The organism is Bradyrhizobium sp. USDA 3240 (assembly GCF_054063295.1).
The window spans coordinates 3,330,051-3,351,538 of record NZ_JBSSGD010000002.1; the positions used below are offsets into that span (position 1 = coordinate 3,330,051).

At 65.1% G+C, this 21,488-nt stretch carries 23 protein-coding genes; 12 read left to right on the forward strand and 11 right to left on the reverse strand.

The features are described from left to right. Positions 1-41: 41 nt before the first annotated feature. Both ACVIGA_RS16470 and ACVIGA_RS16475 read right to left on the reverse strand, forming a co-directional pair. Positions 42-260 carry a helix-turn-helix domain-containing protein gene (locus ACVIGA_RS16470; RefSeq protein WP_456667180.1) on the reverse strand — a complete coding sequence of 73 codons (219 nt, stop codon included), beginning with the start codon at positions 258-260 and terminating at the stop codon, positions 42-44. An 8-nt stretch (positions 261-268) separates the two neighbouring features. After that, positions 269-844 carry a DUF2975 domain-containing protein gene (locus tag ACVIGA_RS16475; protein ID WP_456667181.1) on the reverse strand — a complete coding sequence of 192 codons (576 nt, stop codon included), beginning with the start codon at positions 842-844 and terminating at the stop codon, positions 269-271. Positions 845-929: 85 nt separating this feature from the next. Between ACVIGA_RS16475 and ACVIGA_RS16480 the strand changes: the two genes are divergently transcribed. After that, entirely contained in the window at positions 930-1,298 is a 369-nt protein-coding gene (locus ACVIGA_RS16480) for a chlorophyllide reductase (RefSeq protein ID WP_456667182.1), read from the forward strand. 22 nt (positions 1,299-1,320) lie between these two features. Here the strand turns inward: ACVIGA_RS16480 and ACVIGA_RS16485 are convergent, their stop codons facing one another. Further along, positions 1,321-2,178 carry a LysR substrate-binding domain-containing protein gene (locus tag ACVIGA_RS16485; RefSeq protein ID WP_456670822.1) on the reverse strand — a complete coding sequence of 286 codons (858 nt, stop codon included), beginning with the start codon at positions 2,176-2,178 and terminating at the stop codon, positions 1,321-1,323. A gap of 105 nt (positions 2,179-2,283) precedes the next feature. On the opposite strand from ACVIGA_RS16485, the gene ACVIGA_RS16490 reads away from it, so the two are divergent. The 3 genes from ACVIGA_RS16490 to ACVIGA_RS16500 are packed head-to-tail and all read left to right on the forward strand — an operon-like array spanning position 2,284 to position 3,997. Next, positions 2,284-2,667, forward strand: coding sequence for a tautomerase family protein (locus ACVIGA_RS16490; RefSeq protein ID WP_456667183.1), 384 nt, complete (start codon positions 2,284-2,286; stop codon positions 2,665-2,667). Continuing rightward, positions 2,664-3,875: a pyridoxal phosphate-dependent aminotransferase gene (locus tag ACVIGA_RS16495; RefSeq protein ID WP_456667184.1), complete on the forward strand. Its 1,212-nt coding sequence runs from the start codon at positions 2,664-2,666 to the stop codon at positions 3,873-3,875. The genes ACVIGA_RS16490 and ACVIGA_RS16495 overlap by 4 nt, the downstream gene beginning before the upstream one ends. After that, positions 3,872-3,997: a hypothetical protein gene (locus tag ACVIGA_RS16500; RefSeq protein ID WP_456667185.1), complete on the forward strand. Its 126-nt coding sequence runs from the start codon at positions 3,872-3,874 to the stop codon at positions 3,995-3,997. Before ACVIGA_RS16495 ends, ACVIGA_RS16500 begins: the two co-directional genes overlap by 4 nt. A 14-nt stretch (positions 3,998-4,011) precedes the next feature. Here ACVIGA_RS16500 and ACVIGA_RS16505 read toward each other — a convergent pair whose 3' ends face one another. The 5 genes from ACVIGA_RS16505 to ACVIGA_RS16525 form a co-directional block, all read right to left on the reverse strand. Continuing rightward, positions 4,012-4,893, reverse strand: a complete 882-nt coding sequence (locus ACVIGA_RS16505) for a 3-hydroxybutyryl-CoA dehydrogenase (protein WP_223974232.1) — start codon at positions 4,891-4,893, stop codon at positions 4,012-4,014. Positions 4,894-5,140: 247 nt separating this feature from the next. Continuing rightward, complete coding sequence (locus ACVIGA_RS16510) at positions 5,141-6,091, reverse strand: electron transfer flavoprotein subunit alpha/FixB family protein (protein WP_050422791.1); 951 nt, start codon at positions 6,089-6,091, stop codon at positions 5,141-5,143. Then, positions 6,091-6,840, reverse strand: a complete 750-nt coding sequence (locus tag ACVIGA_RS16515; RefSeq protein WP_456667186.1) for an electron transfer flavoprotein subunit beta/FixA family protein — start codon at positions 6,838-6,840, stop codon at positions 6,091-6,093. The genes ACVIGA_RS16510 and ACVIGA_RS16515 overlap by 1 nt, the downstream gene beginning before the upstream one ends. A gap of 117 nt (positions 6,841-6,957) precedes the next feature. After that, positions 6,958-7,530, reverse strand: a complete 573-nt coding sequence (locus tag ACVIGA_RS16520; protein WP_456667187.1) for a cob(I)yrinic acid a,c-diamide adenosyltransferase — start codon at positions 7,528-7,530, stop codon at positions 6,958-6,960. Positions 7,531-7,580: 50 nt separating this feature from the next. Then, positions 7,581-7,775: a twin transmembrane helix small protein gene (locus tag ACVIGA_RS16525; protein WP_097673957.1), complete on the reverse strand. Its 195-nt coding sequence runs from the start codon at positions 7,773-7,775 to the stop codon at positions 7,581-7,583. Positions 7,776-7,941: 166 nt separating this feature from the next. Here ACVIGA_RS16525 and ACVIGA_RS16530 point away from each other — a divergent pair, with 166 nt between their 5' ends. Next, entirely contained in the window at positions 7,942-8,802 is an 861-nt protein-coding gene (locus tag ACVIGA_RS16530) for a YihY/virulence factor BrkB family protein (protein ID WP_456670823.1), read from the forward strand. On the opposite strand, the gene ACVIGA_RS16535 is transcribed toward ACVIGA_RS16530, so the two are convergent. Both ACVIGA_RS16535 and gluQRS read right to left on the reverse strand, forming a co-directional pair. Beyond that, positions 8,729-10,036, reverse strand: coding sequence for an ATP-binding protein (locus ACVIGA_RS16535; RefSeq protein WP_456667188.1), 1,308 nt, complete (start codon positions 10,034-10,036; stop codon positions 8,729-8,731). The two genes, ACVIGA_RS16530 and ACVIGA_RS16535, sit on opposite strands and share 74 nt — an antisense overlap. A 327-nt stretch (positions 10,037-10,363) precedes the next feature. Beyond that, positions 10,364-11,233 carry a tRNA glutamyl-Q(34) synthetase GluQRS gene (gene gluQRS, locus ACVIGA_RS16540; RefSeq protein ID WP_456667189.1) on the reverse strand — a complete coding sequence of 290 codons (870 nt, stop codon included), beginning with the start codon at positions 11,231-11,233 and terminating at the stop codon, positions 10,364-10,366. Between the two features lie 172 nt (positions 11,234-11,405). On the opposite strand from gluQRS, the gene ACVIGA_RS16545 reads away from it, so the two are divergent. Both ACVIGA_RS16545 and ACVIGA_RS16550 read left to right on the forward strand, forming a co-directional pair. Further along, on the forward strand, positions 11,406-12,059 hold the full coding sequence (locus ACVIGA_RS16545; protein WP_223974432.1) for a DNA-3-methyladenine glycosylase family protein: 654 nt from the start codon (positions 11,406-11,408) through the stop codon (positions 12,057-12,059). A 121-nt stretch (positions 12,060-12,180) separates the two neighbouring features. After that, positions 12,181-13,794 (forward strand): glycoside hydrolase family 17 protein, encoded by a 1,614-nt coding sequence (locus ACVIGA_RS16550; RefSeq protein WP_456670824.1) that lies wholly within the window; start codon positions 12,181-12,183, stop codon positions 13,792-13,794. Positions 13,795-13,906: 112 nt separating this feature from the next. Here ACVIGA_RS16550 and ACVIGA_RS16555 read toward each other — a convergent pair whose 3' ends face one another. Continuing rightward, positions 13,907-14,794 carry a LysR family transcriptional regulator gene (locus ACVIGA_RS16555; RefSeq protein WP_456670825.1) on the reverse strand — a complete coding sequence of 296 codons (888 nt, stop codon included), beginning with the start codon at positions 14,792-14,794 and terminating at the stop codon, positions 13,907-13,909. A gap of 174 nt (positions 14,795-14,968) precedes the next feature. Here ACVIGA_RS16555 and ACVIGA_RS16560 point away from each other — a divergent pair, with 174 nt between their 5' ends. The 5 genes from ACVIGA_RS16560 (at position 14,969) to ACVIGA_RS16580 (ending at position 21,481) form a co-directional block, all read left to right on the forward strand. After that, positions 14,969-15,943, forward strand: a complete 975-nt coding sequence (locus ACVIGA_RS16560) for an NAD(P)H-dependent flavin oxidoreductase (RefSeq protein ID WP_456667190.1) — start codon at positions 14,969-14,971, stop codon at positions 15,941-15,943. Between the two features lie 33 nt (positions 15,944-15,976). Continuing rightward, entirely contained in the window at positions 15,977-16,810 is an 834-nt protein-coding gene (locus tag ACVIGA_RS16565; protein WP_456667191.1) for an alpha/beta hydrolase, read from the forward strand. Between the two features lie 64 nt (positions 16,811-16,874). Beyond that, positions 16,875-18,392, forward strand: a complete 1,518-nt coding sequence (locus ACVIGA_RS16570) for an acyl-CoA synthetase (RefSeq protein ID WP_456667192.1) — start codon at positions 16,875-16,877, stop codon at positions 18,390-18,392. A gap of 103 nt (positions 18,393-18,495) precedes the next feature. Next, positions 18,496-19,581, forward strand: a complete 1,086-nt coding sequence (locus ACVIGA_RS16575; RefSeq protein ID WP_456667193.1) for a DUF2855 family protein — start codon at positions 18,496-18,498, stop codon at positions 19,579-19,581. A gap of 112 nt (positions 19,582-19,693) precedes the next feature. Further along, positions 19,694-21,481 (forward strand): flavin-containing monooxygenase, encoded by a 1,788-nt coding sequence (locus ACVIGA_RS16580; RefSeq protein ID WP_456667194.1) that lies wholly within the window; start codon positions 19,694-19,696, stop codon positions 21,479-21,481. Positions 21,482-21,488: the final 7 nt, after the last annotated feature.

The window sequence follows — 21,488 nt, forward strand, 5'->3', positions numbered from 1 at the left end:
GTAGCGCGCGAAAGTTAATGCTTGGGTAACGCATGGCCGCGTCAGGCTGACGCATCGTCGCCCTCATGGCGCAACAGATCGCCGGGCTGGCACTTCAGATAGATGCAGATCCGTTCCAGCGTATCGAACCTGACGCCCTTCACCTTGCCCTGCTTGAGCAGGGACAGATTGGCCTCGGTGATCCCGACATATTCGGCAAGCTCTTTCGATTTCACATTGCGCTCGGCGAGCATCACGTTGAGCCGGACCCGGATCGGCATCGAAGACCTCAGACGAATTGCGCGTGTTCGTCGGCGATCGCATTGGCTTCGGCCATCAGCCAAGCCGTGACCGCAACCAGACCCGCGAACAGCAGCGCCAGCAGCGTGTCGGAACCGAGCGCGATGACGACGGACTTGCCCTGTGCGTAGGTTTGCCAGCTCAGCAGGATCGAGAGCAGCGCACCGATCACGGGCTTCAGCAGGGTCGAGAGCAGCATCGCGATCGCGAGGTCACGCAACCCCGCGACGTTTGCGGCCGTGAAGAAGCGGCCCTGCGCGAACGACGCGAAAGCGCGACGCACGCGCGACAAGCCCCAGATCAGACAGGCGAGCGGCAACGCCGAGACCAACAGACCCATCAGGCGGACCAGCCAGCCGATCGGATGGAATGCGATGCCGGTCAGCCCTGCATCGCGCAGGATCGCCTCATCCGGGCTCGCCAGCCAGTAGGCCAGCAATCCGACCGCGAGCACGAACGAGATGCCGGTGCACGCATAAGCGAGCACGCGGCTAAGCGCGCGGATACGTTCGAGGCGGGCCGGCCGCGCGGATGGGGAAAGGTCTGACGAGAGGGACGCGGACATGGCTCAACCTCGGGATTGCTGATCTAACATTATTGTTTTACGATAATTAGTATCTGCAAGTCAACCTGCCTTAGGAGATGAGATTATGCTCGTTCGTCCCGCTCACGCGATCCGCGCCGTCCTTCTCTTGACGACAGCGGCGCATGCGCAGCCCTCGACGTCGCGCGGACAGATCTCGGTCGCACAGGTCAGGGCCATGCTGGACCAGGCCGCGACCAATCCGACCGCGCGCCAGACACTGAGGGCCTATCTGGCCGGCACCGGCGAAACCGCCGGCTGGCTGCTCGATGCCGCGCGCAGCCTGCCGCCCTGCGCCCGGCGGCTGACACTCGACGCGCAACAGGCGCGTGATGCGATCGCGAGCGCGGCAGCCACCGCCGCGACCGAGACGCCGGCCACGCCCCTGATCATCCGCGACATGCTCAAGCGCGCGGGATGTCGCCTGACAGAATGAGAAGCGGACAATGCTTGCGCGGTCAGGCTGCGTTCGCGGCGAAGGCCGCACCGAGGGTGCGCAGCGCCTGCCGTGTCCGCGCATCCGACAGCTTGGAGTGAAGCATGACGTCGCGGGACGGCAATGGCGGCAGGCCAAGTCGCGGCCCGAGGTCGACGGTATCGGCCGGCGCCACCCGGCGCGCCAGCGCGGCAACGGCGAGGCCTGCGGATATCGCAGCGCCGATGGTCGAAAGCCCGCCACCGACGAACGCCTCGGTCCAGGCGATGCCGGCAGCGTTGAGCGTTTCGACCGCCATGGCGCGCACGCTGCAAGGCTCGGCTTGCGTCGCCAGGCGCAGCGGCTCACCGGGCCGATGGTGAAAATCGGGCGCGGCCATCCAGCCGAAAGGTTCTTCGAACAGCACGTCGCCGTCGCGGCGCTTGGCATCGTGGCGCAGCACGATCGCAGCATCGAGCCTGCCGTCGTCGAATGCGCTGAGCACCGAACGCGACGTATCGACATGCAGCTGGATCACCAGGCCCGGATCGGTCGTGTTCATCCGCTTCAGCAGCGAGGCCAATTCCGATCCGACGATGTGGTGGCTGATGCCGACGACAAGCCGACGGTGTTCGACCGCAAACGACCCGAGCGCCGATTGATGCGCGGCCACCAGATTGCGCGCGGCGCCGAGGAAGGCAGTGCCCTCCGCCGACAGTCGAACCAGCCGCGGCGTTCGCTCCAGCAGCCGGCGGCCGAGCCCATCTTCCAGCCGCCTGATCTTCAAGCTGACCGCGGACTGCGTGGTCTCCATGACCTGCGCCGCGCGCGTGAAGCTGCTGAGGTCGGCCACCAGGACAAAGGCCTGCACGGCCTCGACATCGAGCGCCTTCATGACCATCCATTTAAAAATGAAATCATTGAAATACATTATCATACCGTTTTTCAATGATCAACGAACTCCTAGGATTAGCGCAGTCAACGATTGCCACCAGGAGACAACATCATGCCGCTGACCCGCGTCTCACTGCGACGGGGCAAGCCCGCCGCCTACCGCAAGGCCATTCTCGAGAGCCTCTATCGCGCCATGCGCGAGACCTTCGATGTGCCGGACGGCGATCGCTTCATGACGATCTCCGAGCACGATGGCGACGATTTCGCCTTTGGCGCGGACTATCTCGGCATCAGGCGCAGCGACGATCTGGTCATCATCCAGATCACGGTCAGCAACACCCGCCCGGTGACGCAGAAGCAGAAGCTCTATCGACGGATCGCCGAACGGCTGACGGAGAGTCCCGGCCTGCGCACTGAAGACATCTTCATCAATCTGGTCGAAGTGCTTCCGGAGAACTGGTCGTTCGGCAACGGCGGGGCGCAGTACGTCCGATGACCGCGACACCGATCCTCTCGCCGCGCATGAGCGGCATCAAGCCCTCACCCGCATCGGTGCTGCGGCGCCGCGCCCGTGAACTGCGCGCCGTCGGGCGCGACATCATCGAGCTGTCGTCGGGCAATCTGGACTTCCCGACACCCGACCATGTGATCGCGGCAGCGCATGACGCGGCACTGCGCGGCGAAACCCGTTACACCGATGTCGACGGCACGCCTGAGCTGAAGCGGGCGGTGCAGGCCGCGCTGCTGCGCGACCATCATCTCGACTATCGGCCGGACGAGATCGTCATCACCAACGGCTCGACGCAGGCGCTGTTCAACGCGCTGCTCGCGACGCTGGCGCCTGAAGACGAGGTGATCATCCCCGCGCCGTATTGGGCGCCCTATCTAGATCAAGTGCGGCTCGCGGGCGCGACGCCGGTGGTCGTGCCGTGCGCGCAGAACAACGGCTTCAAGCTGCGCGCCGAGGATTTGCAGGCGGCGATATCGGCGCGAACGCGCTGGATCGTGATCAACAATCCGGTCAATCCCTCGGGTGTGTTGTATTCTCCGGAATATCTCTTCGAGATCGCCGCGATCCTCTTGCAGCATCCGGACATCTGGGTGCTTGCCGATGGGCTCTACGAGCACATCGTGTTCGATGGCCGACCTGCGCCGACGCTGGCGCAGATCGAACCGCGCCTGAGGCCGCGAACGCTGACCGTCAGCGGCCTCGCCAAGAGCTACGCCATGATGGGATGGCGCATCGGCTATGCCGCCGGCCCATCGGCGCTGATCCGCGCGATGATCACGATCCAGTCGCAGACGACGTCGGGCGCGTCGTCGATCAGCCAGGCCGCCGCGGTCGCCGCGCTCGACGGCGCGCAGGATGTGCTGGCCGAGCGCGGCGCCATCCTTCGCACGAGGCGTGACCGCTTTGCGGAACTCGTGAACGGTTGCAGCGGGCTCGCCTGCACGCCGCCCGGAGGCACGTTCTATCTGCTGGTCGGTTGCGCCGGCGTGATCGGCAAGCACGCGCCTGACGGCAAGCTGATTGCGACCGACCGCGATTTTGCGACTTACCTGCTTGAACACGCCGATCTGGTGGTGTTTCCCGGCGAGGATCTCGGGTTGTCGCCCTATATCCGCCTCAGCTTCGCCAACCCGTCATCGATCATCGAGGAGGCCGGCAGGCGGCTGAAGCGCGCCTGCGAGGCGCTGCAATGACGGCGCACAGGCAAAGCCAGCGCCTGGCGCTAACCGCGCATCTGCTCGGACTTGGAGTTGGTGTGACGATGACTGCAGGTCTCGTGCCCGCGACGCTTGCGCTGTTGCGGGCGCTGATCTGACGAGAGGGCGCGAATTACCGCGTCGGGACCGGCTTGTCGCCGCGGTAGTCGTAGAAGCCGCGCTGGCTCTTGCGTCCGAGCCAGCCGGCTTCGACATATTTCACCAGCAGCGGGCACGGCCGATACTTGGAGTCGGCCAGCCCCTCATGCAGCACCTGCATGATCGACAGGCAGGTGTCGAGGCCGATGAAATCGGCGAGCTCGAGCGGGCCCATCGGATGGTGCGCGCCGAGCTTCATCGCGGCATCGATCGCCTCGACGTTGCCGACGCCCTCATACAGCGTGTAGATCGCCTCGTTGATCATCGGCAGCAGAATGCGGTTGACGATGAAGGCCGGGAAATCCTCCGACACCGCGACCTGCTTGCCGAGCTTGGCGACGAACGCCTTGGCAGTGTCGAAGGTCACATCGTCGGTGGCGATGCCGCGGATCAGCTCGACCAGCTCCATCGCCGGCACCGGATTCATGAAATGAATGCCGATGAATTTCTCCGGGCGGTCGGTCGAGGCGGCGAGCCTTGTGATCGAGATCGACGACGAGTTGGTCGCGACGATCGCTTCCGGCTTCAGCACCGCACAGACGTCGTGGAAGATCTTGCGCTTGGTCTCTTCCTTCTCGACCGCGGTCTCGATCACGAGATCGCAATCGGCCAGCGCATCGATGGTCTCGGCGGAGGCGATGCGGTCGAGCGCCTGCTTGCGCTCGCCCTCGCTGATCCCCTTCTTGGCGACCTGGCGGGTCAGATTGCCGTTGATGGTCGCCAGCGCCGACTTCAGCCGGTCGGCGGAGACGTCATTGAGCACCACGTCGAAACCGGCCAGCGCCGCCACATGGGCAATACCATTGCCCATCTGGCCCGAACCGATCACACCGACCTTCTTGATTGCCACCGTCATCTTGTCATCCACCGGAACGGCGCGCATGTCGCGCCTGCCCAATTCCAACGATACCCGAAGTGAAGCCTTCCGGGTTGCCCAATCCGCCGGAAAACGTTTCCCGGGACCATGATGTGATTGCAGGCAATCACATCCCGATCCCATTTCCCCTGTCGGGCATGATCCTTCCGGAAAACCGTTTCCGGATCATTGCCTCGAAAATAACAACACCGGCCGGAGCTTACCCACCCGGCCGGTGTCTTGTCGCTTACTTTCCGAGCTTGCCGAGTGCTTCGGTCAGCTCCGGAACCGCCTGGTAGAGGTCGGCGACCAGGCCGTAATCGGCGACCTGGAAGATCGGTGCGTCCTCATCCTTGTTGATGGCGACGATCACCTTGGAGTCCTTCATGCCGGCCAGATGCTGGATCGCGCCGGAGATGCCGACCGCGACATAGAGTTCCGGGGCCACCACCTTGCCGGTCTGGCCGACCTGCCAGTCGTTCGGCGCATAGCCGGCATCGACCGCGGCGCGCGAGGCGCCGACGCCGGCGCCGAGCTTGTCGGCGAGCGGCTCGATGTACTTGGCGAAGTTCTCGCGGCTCTGCATGGCGCGGCCACCCGAGACGATGATCTTGGCCGAGGTCAGTTCCGGACGGTCGCTCTTGGCGACTTCCTCGCCGACGAACGTGGACAGGCCCGGATCGGCGGCGGATGCGGCGTTCTCGATCGCGGCGCTGCCGCCTTCACCGGCCGCGGCGAAGGTCGAGGTGCGGACCGTGATGACCTTCTTGGCGTCCTTCGACTTCACGGTCTGGATCGCGTTGCCGGCATAGATCGGCCGCTCATACGTGTCGGGCGCGACGACCTTGATGATCTCGGAAACCTGCATGACGTCGAGCAGCGCTGCGACGCGCGGCATCACGTTCTTGAAGCGCGAGGTCGCGGGCGCGACGAAGGCGTCATAGCCAGGCGCCAGCGCGACGATCAGCGCAGCCAGCGGCTCGGCAAGGTCGTGCTCATAGGCCGGACCTTCGGCCACCAGCACCTTGCTGACACCGGCAAGCTTGGCGGCAGCTTCCGCCGCCGCCTTGGTGCCCTGACCGCCACCGGCAACCAGCACATGAACGTCGCCGCCGAGCTGGCTCGCCGCGGTCAGCGCCTTGTTGGTCGAGTCCTTCAGGGTCTCGTGGTCGTGTTCGGCAATCAACAGCGTCGTCATCAGAGAACCCCGGCTTCGGTCTTGAGCTTGTTCACGAGTTCGGCGACGTCCTTGACCTTGACGCCCGCCTTGCGGCCCGCCGGTTCCGCGGTCTTCAGCACTTCCAGACGCGGCGTCACGTCGACGCCGTAGTCAGCGACGCTCTTGTCGTCGATCGGCTTCTTCTTCGCCTTCATGATGTTGGGCAGCGACGCGTAGCGCGGCTCGTTGAGGCGGAGGTCAGTGGTGACGATCGCCGGGCCCTTGAGCTTGATGGTCTGCAGGCCGCCGTCGACTTCGCGCGTGACCTTGAAATCAGAACCATCGACCTCGAGCTTGGAGGCGAAGGTCGCCTGCGACCAGCCGAGCAGCGCGGCCAGCATCTGGCCGGTCTGGTTCGAGTCATCGTCGATCGCCTGCTTGCCGAGAATGACGAGGCCGGGCTGCTCCGCATCGACCACCGCCTTGAGGATCTTGGCGACCGCGAGCGGTTCGACATTGCCTTCGGCCTTGACCAGGATGCCGCGGTCGGCGCCCATCGCAAGCCCGGTGCGAATGGTCTCGGAAGCCTGCGCCGGTCCGATCGACACCACCACCACTTCGGTCGCCTTGCCGGCTTCCTTCAGCCGCAGCGCTTCCTCGACGGCGATTTCGTCGAACGGGTTCATCGACATCTTGACGTTGGCGAGCTCCACGCCCGATCCATCGCTCTTGACGCGGACCTTGACGTTGTAGTCGACGACCCGCTTTACCGGCACAAGAACCTTCATCGATCCTCTTTCGCTTTGATTTTATGGGTTTCGGTTGGCTGGCGCGGAACCTAAAGGTACCGTCCCCCCCGGTCAACGCGGCAAAGCCAAAAAACCGTCCCCCGGTTTTGAACCAGTTTAGCGGTTCTGGCCCGGCACCCACAACACGTCACTGGCCCCTTTATTGTTCTGGAAGCGGCTGGCAACGAACAGGAAATCGGACAGCCGGTTCATATACTGGATACCAGCGGCATTGACCGTCTCGTCGGGTCGAGCGGCGAGTTCCACCATGATCCGTTCCGCGCGGCGACATATCGTCCGGGCGAGATGCAGATATGCAGAAGCTGACGTCCCGCCGGGCAGCACGAACGAGGTCAGCGGCGCAAGCTGGTCGTTCAGGCTGTCGATGTCGCGTTCGAGCCGCTCGACCTGGCTCGCCAGCATCCGCAGACGCTCAGCCTTGCCCTCGCGCTCGGGCACCGCAAGGTCGGCGCCGAGATCGAACAGATCGTTCTGGATCCGGCCGAGCATCGCATCGACCTCGGGGCTATCGGCCAGATGCAGCCGCACCACGCCGATCGCTGCGTTGGTCTCGTCGACAGTGCCATAGGCGGCAACCCGCAGATCGTATTTCGGCCGCCGCTCGCCGGTGCCGAGCGCAGTGGTGCCGTCATCGCCGGTGCGCGTATAGATCCGATTGAGAACGACCATGGCCGTGATCTCCTAAGGTTTGCGCATCGCGCACGTCGCTCGAAACCGCCCTACCGCCCCATCGCCCAGACCGCGAGCATCGCGATGACGATGGCGACGAACTGCAGCAGCACGCGCAGCCGCATCAGCTTCTGCGATGTGTTCGGCGAGCCGCCCTTCATCATGTTGACGAGGCCGAGCAAGAGCACCAGCGCGACGGCGCCGACGGCGATGGGAAGAATGATCGTGCTGAGGACAGATGTCATCTGCGGTACATAACACCGCAGGACGCGGACTTCCACACAGGCGGCGCATGCAACCAACTGGCTTTTCAATGCGTAATATCAGATGCTGGGTCCGTCCTCGGACCGAGCGGTTTTCGACAATGCCGGGTGGAATGTGAAGCAGCTTCGTTACGTCTACCACGTCGTGATGGATGCGTTTTACACGTTCCTCGCCGACGACGGCTGGGCGATCGCGAGCCACATTGCGCTGTCGACCCTTATGGCGCTGTTTCCGTTCCTGATCGTGCTGACGTCAGTGGCCGGCTTCTTCGGCTCCAAGGAGCTTGCCGACCAGGCGGTCGGACTGTTGCTGCAGGTCTGGCCGCAGCAGGTCGCCGAGGCGCTGTCCGGCCAGATCCACGACGTGCTGACCAGCACCCGCGGTGGCATCCTGACCATCGGCGCGGTGTTCGCGGTGTACTTCGCTTCCAACGGCGTCGAGGCGCTGCGGGTGGCGCTGAACCGCGCCTACGCCGTGATCGAGCCGCGGCGCTGGTACTGGCTGCGGCTGGAATCGATTGGCTACACGCTGGTCGCGGCGTTCACCTCGCTCGCGATGGCATTCCTGATCGTGCTCGGTCCGCTGATCATCGAGGCGGCGCGGCGCTATATTCCGTTCTTCGTCGAATCCAACGAGAGCCTGCTCAACACCGCCCGTTACGGCGTCACGGTACTGGCGCTGGTCGTCGCGCTCTTCATCCTGCATGCTTGGCTGCCGGCGGGCCGCCGCGGCTTCACGCAGATCCTGCCCGGCATCATCTTCACCATAGTGGCGTCGCTGATCTCGGGCATCGGCTTCGGCATGTATCTGGCGCGCTTCGCCAACAACTACGTCACGATGTATGCGGGGCTCGCCTCGGTGGTGATCGCGTTGGTGTTCCTATATTTCATCGCCGCAATCTTCGTGTTCGGCGGCGAGCTGAACGCGGCGATCATCAAGTCCCGGCTGCCGCGCGGCGTGCCGCTTCAAGCAGCGCAGTCGCGAGTGCCCGCGGAGAAACAGGCTTGACCAGGAAGGCGTCGGCGCCGGCGGCGCGCGCCGCGGCCTCGTCCTCGGCGCGACCGGAGATTCCGACGATCACGATGCGGCCGTGCGGCGGCGGCAGCGCGCGGATGCGCTTGATCGCCTCGACACCGCCGATGCCGGGCAGCACCATGTCCATCAGCACGGCGTCGAAGGCACCCTGCGCGAGCCGATCAGGCGCGCCCTCGCCCTGGCCGATGAATTCGGCATGGTGACCGAGCTCGGTCAGGATCGTGTTGAGCACGACGCGACCGAACGGATTGTCCTCGACGCTGAGCAGCCGCAGCCCCTGCGATGACGGCGTCGCTGCGCCTTCGCTCGAGGACGCGCCGACCGGTCCTGCGGCTGAAGCCAGCATAACGTTGAGCGTGAAGACGGTGCCGCCGCCCTTGCGCTGGGCCACGACGATGTCGCCCCCCATGGCGCGCGCGAGCTGCTCGACCGAGGAAAGGCCGAGCCCGGCGCCGCCGAACCGCGCGGCGATCGAGACATTGGCCTGCGAGAACGGCCGGAACAGGCGCTTGACCTCCGATAGCGTGAGACCGATGCCGCTGTCGGAGATCGCAAAGGCAACGCCGATCCTGCCGTCCGCCGTTCCCTTGGCCGATCCCTTGACCGATCCCTTGGCCGCGCGCGCCGGCGCGACGTGCAGCTCGATGCTGCCCTGCTCGGTGAACTTGACGGCGTTGTCGATCAGGTTCTCCAGCGCCGCGCGCAGCCGGACGGGATCGCCGACCGCAAATGCCGGCAGCTTGGCGGAGATCTCGACCGAGGCCCGCAATCCCTTGGCTGCGGCGCGGCCGGCCAGCGAATCCCCGGCATGGCGCGCCAGCGTGCGAAGGTCGAAGAAGTCCTGCCGGATCTCGAGCCCCGGCCCCTCGCTCCGGGCAGCATCGACGAACAGGGTCGCAAGGTTAGCCAGATGCTCGGCGCCGGCCTTGATGGTGTCGACCCAGCGCCGCTCGCGCTCGCCGAGATCCGATGTCGCGAGCAGATTGCTGATTGCCAGGATTCCGGTCAGCGGGGTCCTGACCTCATGGGCAAAGGCGGCAAGCGCGGTCTCGATCAGACCGGGACCGGCCTTCGGCGCAGTTCGCTTACGGCCCGGCTTCGCGACCGCCTTGGTGACCGTCTTAGTGACCGTCTTGGCGACGCGGGTCTTCGACGGCTCGCCCTTGGCTCGCCGCTTGCTGCGCCCTCCGCGCGATACTTTCGCCATGATCTCCGTGACCCCGCCCCGCGGGCAGCATGGCATGCCAGGAGCGGCAGAGTCACGGCGCCCTTTGGGTGAAGCCAAGGCAAGTCACGATGATGGTAACCAGTCCATCCACCCGCGGTACCTCACCCGCTTGCGGGCAGGGCTGTCGCACATGGCACTTGGCCGACAGCCATACGCGATAGCCTGCCGTCGCAGGGACGCGTCGCCAAAATATCGAAAACAACCCCATGCAAAGTAGCCGGCGGCTACCGGCGTTCGACACGGCAACTTGACACGTCGGGCAAATCAGCGGCAGACTTCCGTTATTCCGAAATCATGTGCAGCACGCTAGAGCAAGCCGACCAGGCGGCGGATATCGCCCGGGCTGGCGCCCTCTGCCCGCAGCTCGCGCAGCCCGGTCGCCCGGGTCGATTTCGACAGCTTTTGGCCGGCAGCGTCCCGGATCAGCGTGTGGTGCCGGTAGGCCGGCACGGGCAGTCCAAGCAGCTCCTGCAACAGCCGATGCACGCTGGTCGACCAGAACAGGTCAACGCCCCTGACCACATCGGTGACGCCTTGCATGGCGTCGTCGATCACGACCGAGAGATGGTAACTGGTTGGGGTCTCCTTGCGCGCCAGTATGACGTCGCCCCAGGCCTCCGGCCGGGCCGCCACGTTCCCGGTCTCGCCGGCCGGTCCCTCGCCCGCCTCCTGCCAGCGCAGCCCGCCGGTGCGCGCGCGTGCTGCCGCCATGTCGAGCCGCAGCGCGAACGGCGCGCCCTGCGCGATCAGCCGGTCGCGCTGCTCGGCCGAGAGCGATTTCGCCGCCCCCGGATAGAGCGGCGCGCCATCCGGATCGCGCGGCCACGCGCTGGCCGACTCGCGGTCCGCGACCAGCCGCGCAATATCGGCGCGGCTCTCGAAGCTCGGATAGACCAGCCGCTCGGCCGACAGGCGGTCGATCGCCGCGCCATAGGCGGCAAAATGCTCCGACTGCCGCCGCACCGGGGTCTCCCAGGCGATGCCGAGCCAGGCCAGGTCTTCATAGATCGCCTGCTCGAACTCGACCCTGCAGCGCGTCGCGTCGATGTCCTCGATCCGCAGCAGGAAGCGTCCGCCCGAATCGCGCGCCAGATCGTGGTTGAGCAGCGCCGAATAGGCATGGCCGAGATGCAGGTAGCCATTCGGACTCGGGGCGAAACGGAAAACGGGTGGCATGGTGTTCGATCGCGCGTCATTGCCGGGCCCGACCCGGCGATCTTGATTTGAGCATGATCTCGTAAACCGGTTTCCACTTTTCCGGACCATGCGGCTGGACAAGACTCTGTTACGATAGGAGATGGATGCGCGGGTCAAGCCCGCGCATGACAAGCCGAATGCAGATCCCGCAATGCTGATCCATCTCGAAACCCAGGCCGACCTCGACGAGGCCATCCAGAAGCTGGTCGACCAGGATCGCCGGCTGCGCCCGATCCTCGAACTGACCGGCATGCCGGCCATCCGGCAGCGCGAGCCGGGGTTTGCGGGACTTGCCGCGATCGTCTGCGGCCAGCAGCTGTCGACCGCGAGTGCTGCTGCGATCTGGGGCCGTGTCAGCCAGGCGTTCGACCCGTTCCACCATGATACGATTCGCAAGGCGCGCGCCGACCGGCTCGGCCGGCTCGGGCTCTCGGCAGCCAAGATCAAGACGCTGAAGCACATCGCGCGCGAGCTCGCCGAGGAGCGGCTGAACCTGGACGTGCTCGCCAACGAAGAGGCCGATGCCGCGCACAACACGCTGACCGCGCTGCCCGGGATCGGCCCGTGGACCGCCGACGTCTATCTCTTGTTCTGCCTCGGCCATGGCGATGCCTGGCCGGCGGGCGACCTCGCCGTGCAAGAAGCGGTCAAGGTCGGACTCGGGCTGAAGGAGCGGCCGACGCCGAAGCAGATGGCACCGCTCGCCGAGCCGTGGCGTCCGTTGCGCGGCGCCGCCGCGCATCTATGGTGGGCCTATTATCGCGTGCTCAGGAATCGCGAAGGCGTGATCGCCGGCGCGAAGTAGGTCGTGGAGAAAACATTCCAACTGCGTGAACGCGTGTTATAGCATCAGCAGACGAATATTCATTCAATTTGCCGGCCTCGCCCATTTTGCCCAGCACATCCTTCCAGCAAGGAGGACAGACCTGGTATCGCTTCGCATCCCGCTGACGCTTCTCCTGATAACCCTCGGGGCTATCGCCGCGGCGTGGTGGTGGCTGGGCATCCCGGTCAGCCTGGTGCGCGCTCCGATCGATCCGAGCGATAAAGTCCAGTGCATCTCCTACGCCCCGTTCCGCAACAATCAGACATCACTTGCTCCCGCGACGCAGGTCACGCCGGAACAGATCGCGGAAGATCTCGCCCAACTTGCGAAGATATCCGACTGCATCCGCACCTACGCGACTGATCTCGGTCTCGACCAGATTCCCGGGCTCGCGGCCAAGGCGGGGCTGAAGGTCATTCAGGGTATCTTCCTCGATCGGGACCGAAAGAAGAATGCGACGCAGGTCGAAACGGCGATCCGCCTCGCCAAGCAATATCCCGACACGATTGTCGCGCTCGTGGTCGGCAACGAGGTTCTGCTGCGCAAGGAAATGGCGGCGTCCGACCTCGCCGCCATGATCCGCTCGATCAAGGCACAGGTCAGCGTTCCCGTCACCTATGCCGACGTCTGGGAGTTCTGGCTGAGCAATCGCGAACTTGCTGACGTCGTCGACTTCATCACGATTCACATCCTGCCATATTGGGAGAATATTCCGATCCCCGCGGAACGTGCCGCTGCCCACGCTGACGAGATGCGCCGGCAGATCGCGGCGGTTTTTCCGGGCAAGGAAATCTTTATCGGAGAAGTAGGTTGGCCGAGCGAGGGGCGCATGCGCGAGTCCGCGCTGCCGTCGCGCGTCAATCAGGCACGCGTGGTCTCGGAGGTGCTCGACCTTGCCCGGCGCGAGCATTTCCGCGTCAATTTGTTCGAAGCGTACGATGAAGGATGGAAGCGCGAGATCGAAGGCACGGTCGGTGGCTCCTGGGGCCTGTTCGATTCCGAAGAACGCACGCTGAAATATCCGGCTGGCCTGCCGATCAGTAATTTTCCGTTCTGGAAATTGCAAATGTGCGGCGGAATGGCGCTGGCGATCCTGGTGTTCGGCGCGGCATGGCTGACCTTGCGTCGCAAGCCGAGGGAGCCAAAGGAAGCAAGGCTCGTGTCATGGCTTGCGGTCGGACTCTCTGCGACCACAGCCGGAATCCTGTTCGGGGTCGCCGCGCAACGACTGGTCTATGAGAGCTACGGCACCGGAGGCTGGCTGGTGTGGGGCTCGCTTCTTGTGGCGGCAACGGCCTCGCCGGTGTTCGGCGCTAACGCCCTGATGTCGGGTCGCACACCGCCCAGCTTTGCCGAATTGCTGGGTCCGAAGGGCTACCACACTGAATCGATACTGGTGACGATGCACGGATTGGCCTTGATGGTCACCGCCGTGATCGGCACAGCGACCGCACTCGGCCTTATCTTCGACCCGCGCTTCATCGATTTTCCGTTCGCCCCCCTCACGATGGCGGCGGTGCCTTTTGCAGCTTTGACGCTGCTCAATCCTCCCGGGAAGGGAAACCGCCCTCTCGCGGAATCGATGTTTGCCGGCATTTTCGTTGCAGCGGCAATCTACACTGGGCTCAACGAAGGGCCAGAGAACTGGCAGGCGCTGTGGACTTGCGCTGCCTTCATGTTGCTCGCGGCAACGTTATGGCGGGCCCGCGCCTGAAAATACGTACTAGAGCCCTTTTCCGTTCCGATGGAATCGGAACGGGGCTCTAGATTTTCGTTTTGACGCGTTTTCTTGACGCGAACCGGTATCCACTTCGCTCGAAAACGCTCTACCCGCGCAGCCTGACGCGGTCCTCGCGCGCGCAATCGGTGACGAAGCCGATGACGGCGCGCACCGAGGGAAGCTCGACCAGATCGGGATGGGCGAGCAGCCAGAGATCGGAGAGGCTCGACAGCTTCTGCGGCGCGACCCGAACCAGATCGGGATAGTCGGCCCCGACCAGGCAGGACAGCGCGCAAATCCCGAGCCCGGCCCGCGCCGCCGCAAGCATATCGCCCTGCGAGGAGCAGCGCATCACCAGCGTGCCCTGCCGCGTGATGACATCGCTCCACCGCGCCAGCCGCGCATTCGAGGCCTGGTCGGCGAACCCGATCACGCTGTGCCCCCGCCACTCGTCCGGCCGCTCCGGCAGCTTGCGCCCGACCGCATAACCGCGTGACGCATAGAAGCCGGCGCCGAGCCGTCCGATCTTGCGCCCGATCAGGTTCTCGTCCCCGGCATCGACCGGCCGCAGCACCACGTCGGCCTCGCGCCGCCGCACGCTTGCCGGAAACGGGTGGGTGATGATCTCGAGCTGGATGTTGGCGTGATCGCGCAGGAACGGCCCGAGGCGCGGCATCAGCCAATGCGCTGCCAACGTCGCGCCGATCGACAGCTTCACGACGCCGCGAGCCTGCTCGCCGGTGGCGGACGCGGCCGCCTCCGCGCGCAGCGCCGCCGCCGCCATCACCTCGGTGTGCTCGCGGAACTTGCGGCCATGCGGTGTCAGCGAGAGGCCATCATTGGATCGGGCGAACAGGCGGGTCCCGAGCTGCTTCTCGAGCGCCGCGACGTTGCGGCCGACGGTGGGATGGCTGATGCGCAGCCGCCGCGCCGCGCCGGCGAAGCTGCGCGTCTCCGCCACCGCGACGAAGGTCTTGCAAAGCTCCCAGTCCATGTTGCCGCCCGCGCCGTTGTTCATTTCTGGCCAATCAGCTGTTCAATATTGAACGTCATGACGCGGCCGTCCAGCCTTATATTGCCGCGCCAAGGGAGCCGCCGCTTCCGGCCATCACAACAAATCGCGATCCGTCCCGGCACCCGGCCGGGCGGCGCATGGAGGATCCGAACAATGTCGCTGCCCGCCTCGCTCGCCAACAGGCTTGAACTGCCGGTCGTCGGTTCCCCGCTGTTCATCGTCTCGGGGCCCGAGCTCGTGATCGCACAGTGCAAGGCCGGCATCGTCGGCTCATTCCCGGCGCTCAACGCCCGCCCGGTCGAGAAGCTCGACGAATGGCTGACGCGGATCGACAACGAGCTCGGCGAGTACCAGGCGCTGCATCCGGAGAAGAAGGTCGCGCCCTACGCGGTCAACCAGATCTGCCACGCCTCCAATGACCGGCTGATGCACGACATGGAAACCTGCGTGAAGCACAAGGTGCCCATCATCATCACCTCGCTGCGGCCGCCGTCCGAGATCGTCGAGGCCGCGCATTCCTACGGCGGCGTGGTGTTCCACGACGTCATCAACGTGAAGCACGCCCGCAAGGCCGCCGAGCAGGGCGTCGACGGATTGATCCTGGTCTGCGCCGGCGCGGGCGGCCATGCCGGCACGCTGTCACCGTTCGCGCTGGTGCGCGAGGTCAAGCAGTGGTTCAAGGGCACCATCCTGCTGTCGGGCGCGATCTCCGACGGCTGGAGCATCGCGTCCGCACTCGCGCTCGGCGCCGACCTCGCCTATGTGGGCACCCGCTTCATCGCGACCGAGGAAGCCAACGCCGACCTCAGGTACAAGCAGGCGCTGACCGAATATGCCGCGCACGACATCGTTTATTCGAACCTGTTCACCGGCGTGCACGGCAACTACCTCGGACCGTCGATCGCAGCCGCGGGCCTCGATCCCACCAACCTGCCGGTCGCCGACAAGACCAAGATGAATTTCGGCTCCGGCGGCAACACCAAAGCCAAGGCCTGGCGCGACATCTGGGGTTCGGGCCAGGGCATCGGCCAGATCACCGACGCCCCGCCGGTTGCCGAACTGGTGGCGCGGATGAAGGCCGAGCTTGCGCAGGCACGCGACAGCTTCACGACGCGGCTCAGCGCCTGATCGGCAATCCCTGATATCTCGCAGGAGAGCAGGATGAAGCGTCCGCTGTCATTGATCCTTCTCGCCCTGCTCACGACGATGTCCGGCATGGCACGGGCCGGCGACGGCCCGTGGGGCACGTTCGAGAAGAACACGCTCAATCCGGGCGAGGTGTCGCAGGCGACGCCGGCGGATGTCGGCCTGGCCTTCGAGCGCGTCGCAATACCGAGCCACGATCGCCGGCTCGACGGCTTCCTGGTGCATGCGGCCGCATCCTGCCAGCCGGCACCGGCGCTGCTGATCTTTCACGGCCGGGGCGAAACCGTCGCCGATTGGATCGCGGTGCAGAAATTCCTGCACGACAAATGTGTGTCCTCGCTGGTGTTCGACTATTCAGGGCACGGCCGGAGCAGCCCTCCCGGGACGATCGACAACATCAACGATGACAGCGTCGCGGCGCTCGATGCCTTCTTGAAGCTGTTTCCCGCCGACGGACGGCGCTGCTTGCTCAGCCACTCCCTCGGCGGCGGTCCATTGCTTTACGCGGCAACGCATAGTGACGCCAAACCGGACTGCATCATCGTAGCAAGCCCGTTCTCGTCGCTGCGCGATATCGCCATTCGAGGTGGCGCGCCCGAGCAGGCCATGCTCAAGCTGCCGGACGTCTGGAACAATGTCGACGCGGCGAGCCATGTGTCGATCCCCCTGCTTTGGGTTCACAGCCGATCGGACAAAACGATCCCTGTAGATCTCGGACAACGGGTCTATGATGCCAAGTCGGGGACGAAGACCTCCAGCGTGATCGATGGATTTGATCACAACGCGATCTACAAGGAGATGCCTGACGCGATCTGGTCACCGATCATCGCGTTTGCGAAGACCAAATGAGCGGCGCGGGCCGGAAACTAAGACCGAACACCGGCCGGACGATCGCGAGGAAACGGAACGGAATATGATCATCAGCGGCGACAGACAGATCAGCTATAGCGACATTCACGCCCGCATCGCGCGGGCGGCGACCGGCTTCCGCGCGCTCGGCGTTCAGGGCGGCAAGCCGGTCGGCATGATGCTGCGCAACGATTTCGCGCTGTTCGAGGTGGTCGCAGCGTCAGCCGCACTCGGTAGTCCGGTGGTGCCGATCAATTGGCATCTGAAGGCCGACGAGGTCGCCTACATCCTGTCCGACAGCGGGGCCGACACGCTGGTCTGCCACGCCGACTTGCTGCCGCAGATCCGCGACGGGTTGCCGCCGGCGATCAAGCTATTGGTCGTGACGACGCCGCCGGAGATCGCCGCAGCCTATGGCGTGGCGCCGGAACTCACGCACGCGCCCGATGGCGTCGCCGACTGGGACCAATGGCGCGACACCCATGCGCCGCTGACCGACGCTCCGCTCGGCGCCGCGCCGATGTTCTATACTTCGGGCACGACCGGACTGCCGAAGGGCGTGCGGCGCAAGCCGATGCGTCCCGAGCAGCTGCCGGCGGCGGCCCGTATCGGTGCGCTCACCTACGGCGTCAAGCCCGACGAAGATCAGGTGATCCTGATGAACGGGCCGATGTACCATTCGGCCCCGCATTCCTACGGCATGCTCGCATTCCGCAATGGCTGCAGCATCGTGCTCGAACCGCGCTTCGATCCCGAGGATCTGCTGCAACTGATCGAGCGTCACCACGTCACCCATATGCATATGGTGCCGACCATGTTCGTGCGGCTGCTGCGCCTGCCGGAGGAGACGCGGCGCCGCTACGACCTGTCGTCGCTGAGCTTCATCGTCCATGGCGCGGCGCCCTGCCCGGTCGACGTCAAGCGCGCGATGATCGGGTGGTGGGGACCTGTCATCAACGAATATCTCGGCTCCACCGAGACCGGCATCCCGGTGTGGCATTCGTCGGCCGAGGCGCTGGCCAAGCCCGGCACTGTCGGCCGCGCCATCGAGGGCGGCATCGTCAAGATCTTCCGGCCCGACGGCACGCAATGCGACGTCGGTGAGCCCGGCGAGATCTTCATGCGCCAAACCTTGATCTCGGATTTCGACTATCACGGTAATGCCAAGGCACGCGCCGAGGCCGATCACGACGGCCTGATCAGCGTCGGCGACGTCGGCTATGTCGACGCGGACGGCTATCTGTTCCTGTGCGACCGCAAGCGCGACATGGTGATCTCGGGCGGCGTCAACATCTACCCCGCGGAGATCGAGAATGCCCTGATCGGCATGGCAGGCGTCCGCGACTGCGCGGTGTTCGGCGTGCCCGACGACGAATATGGCGAGCGGCTGTTCGCCTGCGTCGAGCCGGAAGCGGGCAGCACACTGTCGACAGCGGCGATCCAGGATTTCCTGCGCGGCAAGCTCGCCAATTTCAAGGTGCCGAAGGACATCCGCTTCATGGACGCGCTGCCGCGCGAGGCCACCGGCAAGATCTTCAAGCGCAAGCTGCGCGACCTCTACCGCGACGGACAGCTTCGCTGACGAGGTGACGGTGAGGCGAACGGCGTTTGAAACTTAGTTGCTGTTGCAAAAGGCCGGCGATCGACGCAACTATGCCGGCGCATCTGAAGCCGGGATCATCGCCATGAACGCCACTGACTTCATCGTCATCCGCAACGACCTGCAGCAATGCAAGGTGATCGAGACGCGATTGCCGGACGCCACGGCGCTGCCGGCCGATGCGCTGCTGGTGAAGGTGACCCGCTTCGCCTTCACCGCCAACAACATCACCTACGCCGTGATCGGCGAGCAGCTGAAGTACTGGCACCTGTTCCCGGCGCCCGAGGGCTACGGCATCATCCCGGTGTGGGGCTTTGGCGAGGTGCTGGCCTCGAAACATCCCATGATCGCAGCCGGCGAAACGCTGTTCGGCTATTTCCCGATGGCGACCCATCTGGTGATCGAGGCGGCCGATGTCAGCAAGCGCGGCCTGCGTGACGGCGCCGCGCACCGCCAGGAGGTCTCGCCGGTCTACAATGCCTATGCCCGCGTCTCCGGCGATCCGACCTATGCCGGCCAGCAGGGCGATTTCCGCGCGCTGCTGCTGCCGTTGTTCATGCTGTCGTTCCTGGTCGACGACGCCCTGGCCGAGAACGCGTTCTACGGCGCACGCCGCGTCATCCTGTCGTCAGCCTCGAGCAAGACCGCGTTCGGGCTCGCCCATCTGCTGCACAAGCGCGGCATCCGGGTGATCGGGCTGACCTCGAAGGGCAATGTCGATTTCGTCACCTCGCTCGGCTGCTACGACGAGGTCGTCACCTATGACCAGGTTGCCACGATCCCATCGGCTGAGCCCGTCGCCTATGTCGACATGGCCGGCAACAGCGCGTTGCGCGAGACCCTGCACCGGCACTTCGGTGCGCAGATGGTCTATTCCGGCCGGGTCGGGCTCACCCATCGCGCGAGCGAGCCGGATGAGCCGACGCTGCCCGGTGCCAAGCCGGTGTGGTTCTTCGCGCCGGACCAGATCCGCAAGCGCGCCAAGGAATGGGGTCCCGGCGGCATCGACCAGCGTTTCGGCGCCGCATGGACAGAGCTCGTGCCGCATCTGCCCAACTGGCTCGATGTCGTCGAGCGGCGCGGCCCGGCCGCGGTGCGCGAGGCCTATCTCGATACCCTGCAGGGCCGCGTTCCGCCGGATCAAGGCCTGATCCTGTCGTTGGCCGAATAGGCGATATCCCGTCACGCCCTTTCTGCGGCCTCGCCAATGGGTATAGGCTTGCCGGCAAGGGAACGCCGCCAAGAAAACGTCACCAAGGGCGGCCGATGACGAGAAACGCTCAATGCTCGACAAGACGGACGATATTTCGGTCGCCGCCGACAATTGGCTTGTGCAGTTCGAGGATGCGCTGGCGGGCCCCGACGATGTGCTGCTGAAGCCGCTGTTCCATCCCGAGAGCTATTGGCGCGACGTGCTGGCGCTGAGCTGGAACATCCAGACCGTCAACCGCGCCTTTGCCATCATCGAGGAACTGCCCGCGCATGCCCGCCGCAGCACGCCGCATGATTTCCGCATCGATGCCGAGCGCGCGCCGCCCCGCCGGGTGATGCGCGCCGGCACCAACGCGATCGAGGCGATCTTCAAGTTCGAGACCGCTGTCGGCCGCGGCCACGGCATCGTGCGGCTGATCCCCGACGCCGCCGATAGCGATCGGCTGAAGGCCTGGACGCTGCTGACCGCGTTGGAGGAACTGAAGGGATTCGAGGAGCAGCAGGAACACACGCGGCCGCGTGGACAGGCTTATTCCCGGGACTTCCGCGGCCCCAATTGGCTCGACCTGCGCAAGGCGTCCGCCGAATATGCCGGCCGCGATCCCGATGTGCTGGTGGTCGGCGGCGGACAGGCCGGGCTCGCGATCGCCGCGCGGCTGCAACAGCTCAAGATCGACGCGCTGATCGTCGACCGCGAGGCGCGCGTCGGCGACAATTGGCGCAAGCGCTACCACGCGCTGACGCTGCACAACCAAGTGCAGGTCAATCATATGCCCTACATGCCGTTCCCGCCGAACTGGCCGACCTACATTCCGAAGGACAAGCTCGCCAACTGGTTCGAATCCTATGTCGATGCCATGGAGCTGAACTTCTGGACCGGTACCGAATTCGTTGGCGGCAGCTATGACGAGGCAAAGGGCCGCTGGACCGTCGAGCTGCGCCGGGCCGACGGCACGACGCGAAAGATACAGCCGCGCCATGTCGTGATGGCGACCGGCGTCAGCGGCATTCCGAGCGCGCCTGATATCCCCGGCTTGAAGAGTTTCTCCGGCAAGGTGCAGCATTCCAGCGGCTATGAAGACGGCGAGCATTGGGCGGGCAAGCGCGCGCTTGTCATCGGCACCGGCAACAGCGGCCACGACATCGCGCAGGATCTGCATTCCTCCGGCGCCCAGGTCACCTTGGTGCAGCGCTCCTCGACGCTCATCACCAATATCGAGCCGTCGGCGCAGCTGGCCTATGCCGCCTACAATGAAGGCTCGCTCGAGGACAACGATTTGATCGCGACCTCGATGCCGCTGGCGCTCGCCAAACGCAGCCACGTGCTGATGACCGAGCAGTCGAAAGAGCTCGACAGACCGCTGCTCGACGGTCTCGCAAGCAAGGGCTTCAAGCTCGATTTCGGCGACGGCGGCACCGGCTGGCAGTTCAAATACCTGACCCGCGGCGGCGGCTATTACTTCAACGTCGGCTGCTCCGATCTCGTCGCGAGCGGCGCGATCGACCTGAAACAGTTCGCCGACATCGAGACCTTCGTGAGCGAAGGCGCGCGGCTGAAGACCGGCGAGACGGTTGCCGCCGACCTCATCGTGCTCGCGACCGGCTACCGGCCGCAGGAAGAGCTGGTGAAGAGGCTGTTCGGCGAGGCGATGGCCGCGCGCGTCGGCCCGATCTGGGGCTTTGGCGACGGCCAGGAGCTGCGCAACATGTACACCCGCACGCCGCAGCCCGGCCTGTGGTTCATCGCCGGCAGCCTCGCGCAATGCCGCATCAACTCGCGCTATCTCGCGCTGCAGATCAAGGCGATCGAGGAAGGTCTGCTGCCGCGCGACGTCGGGCCGGTGGCGAGGTTACAATAGCCAACAT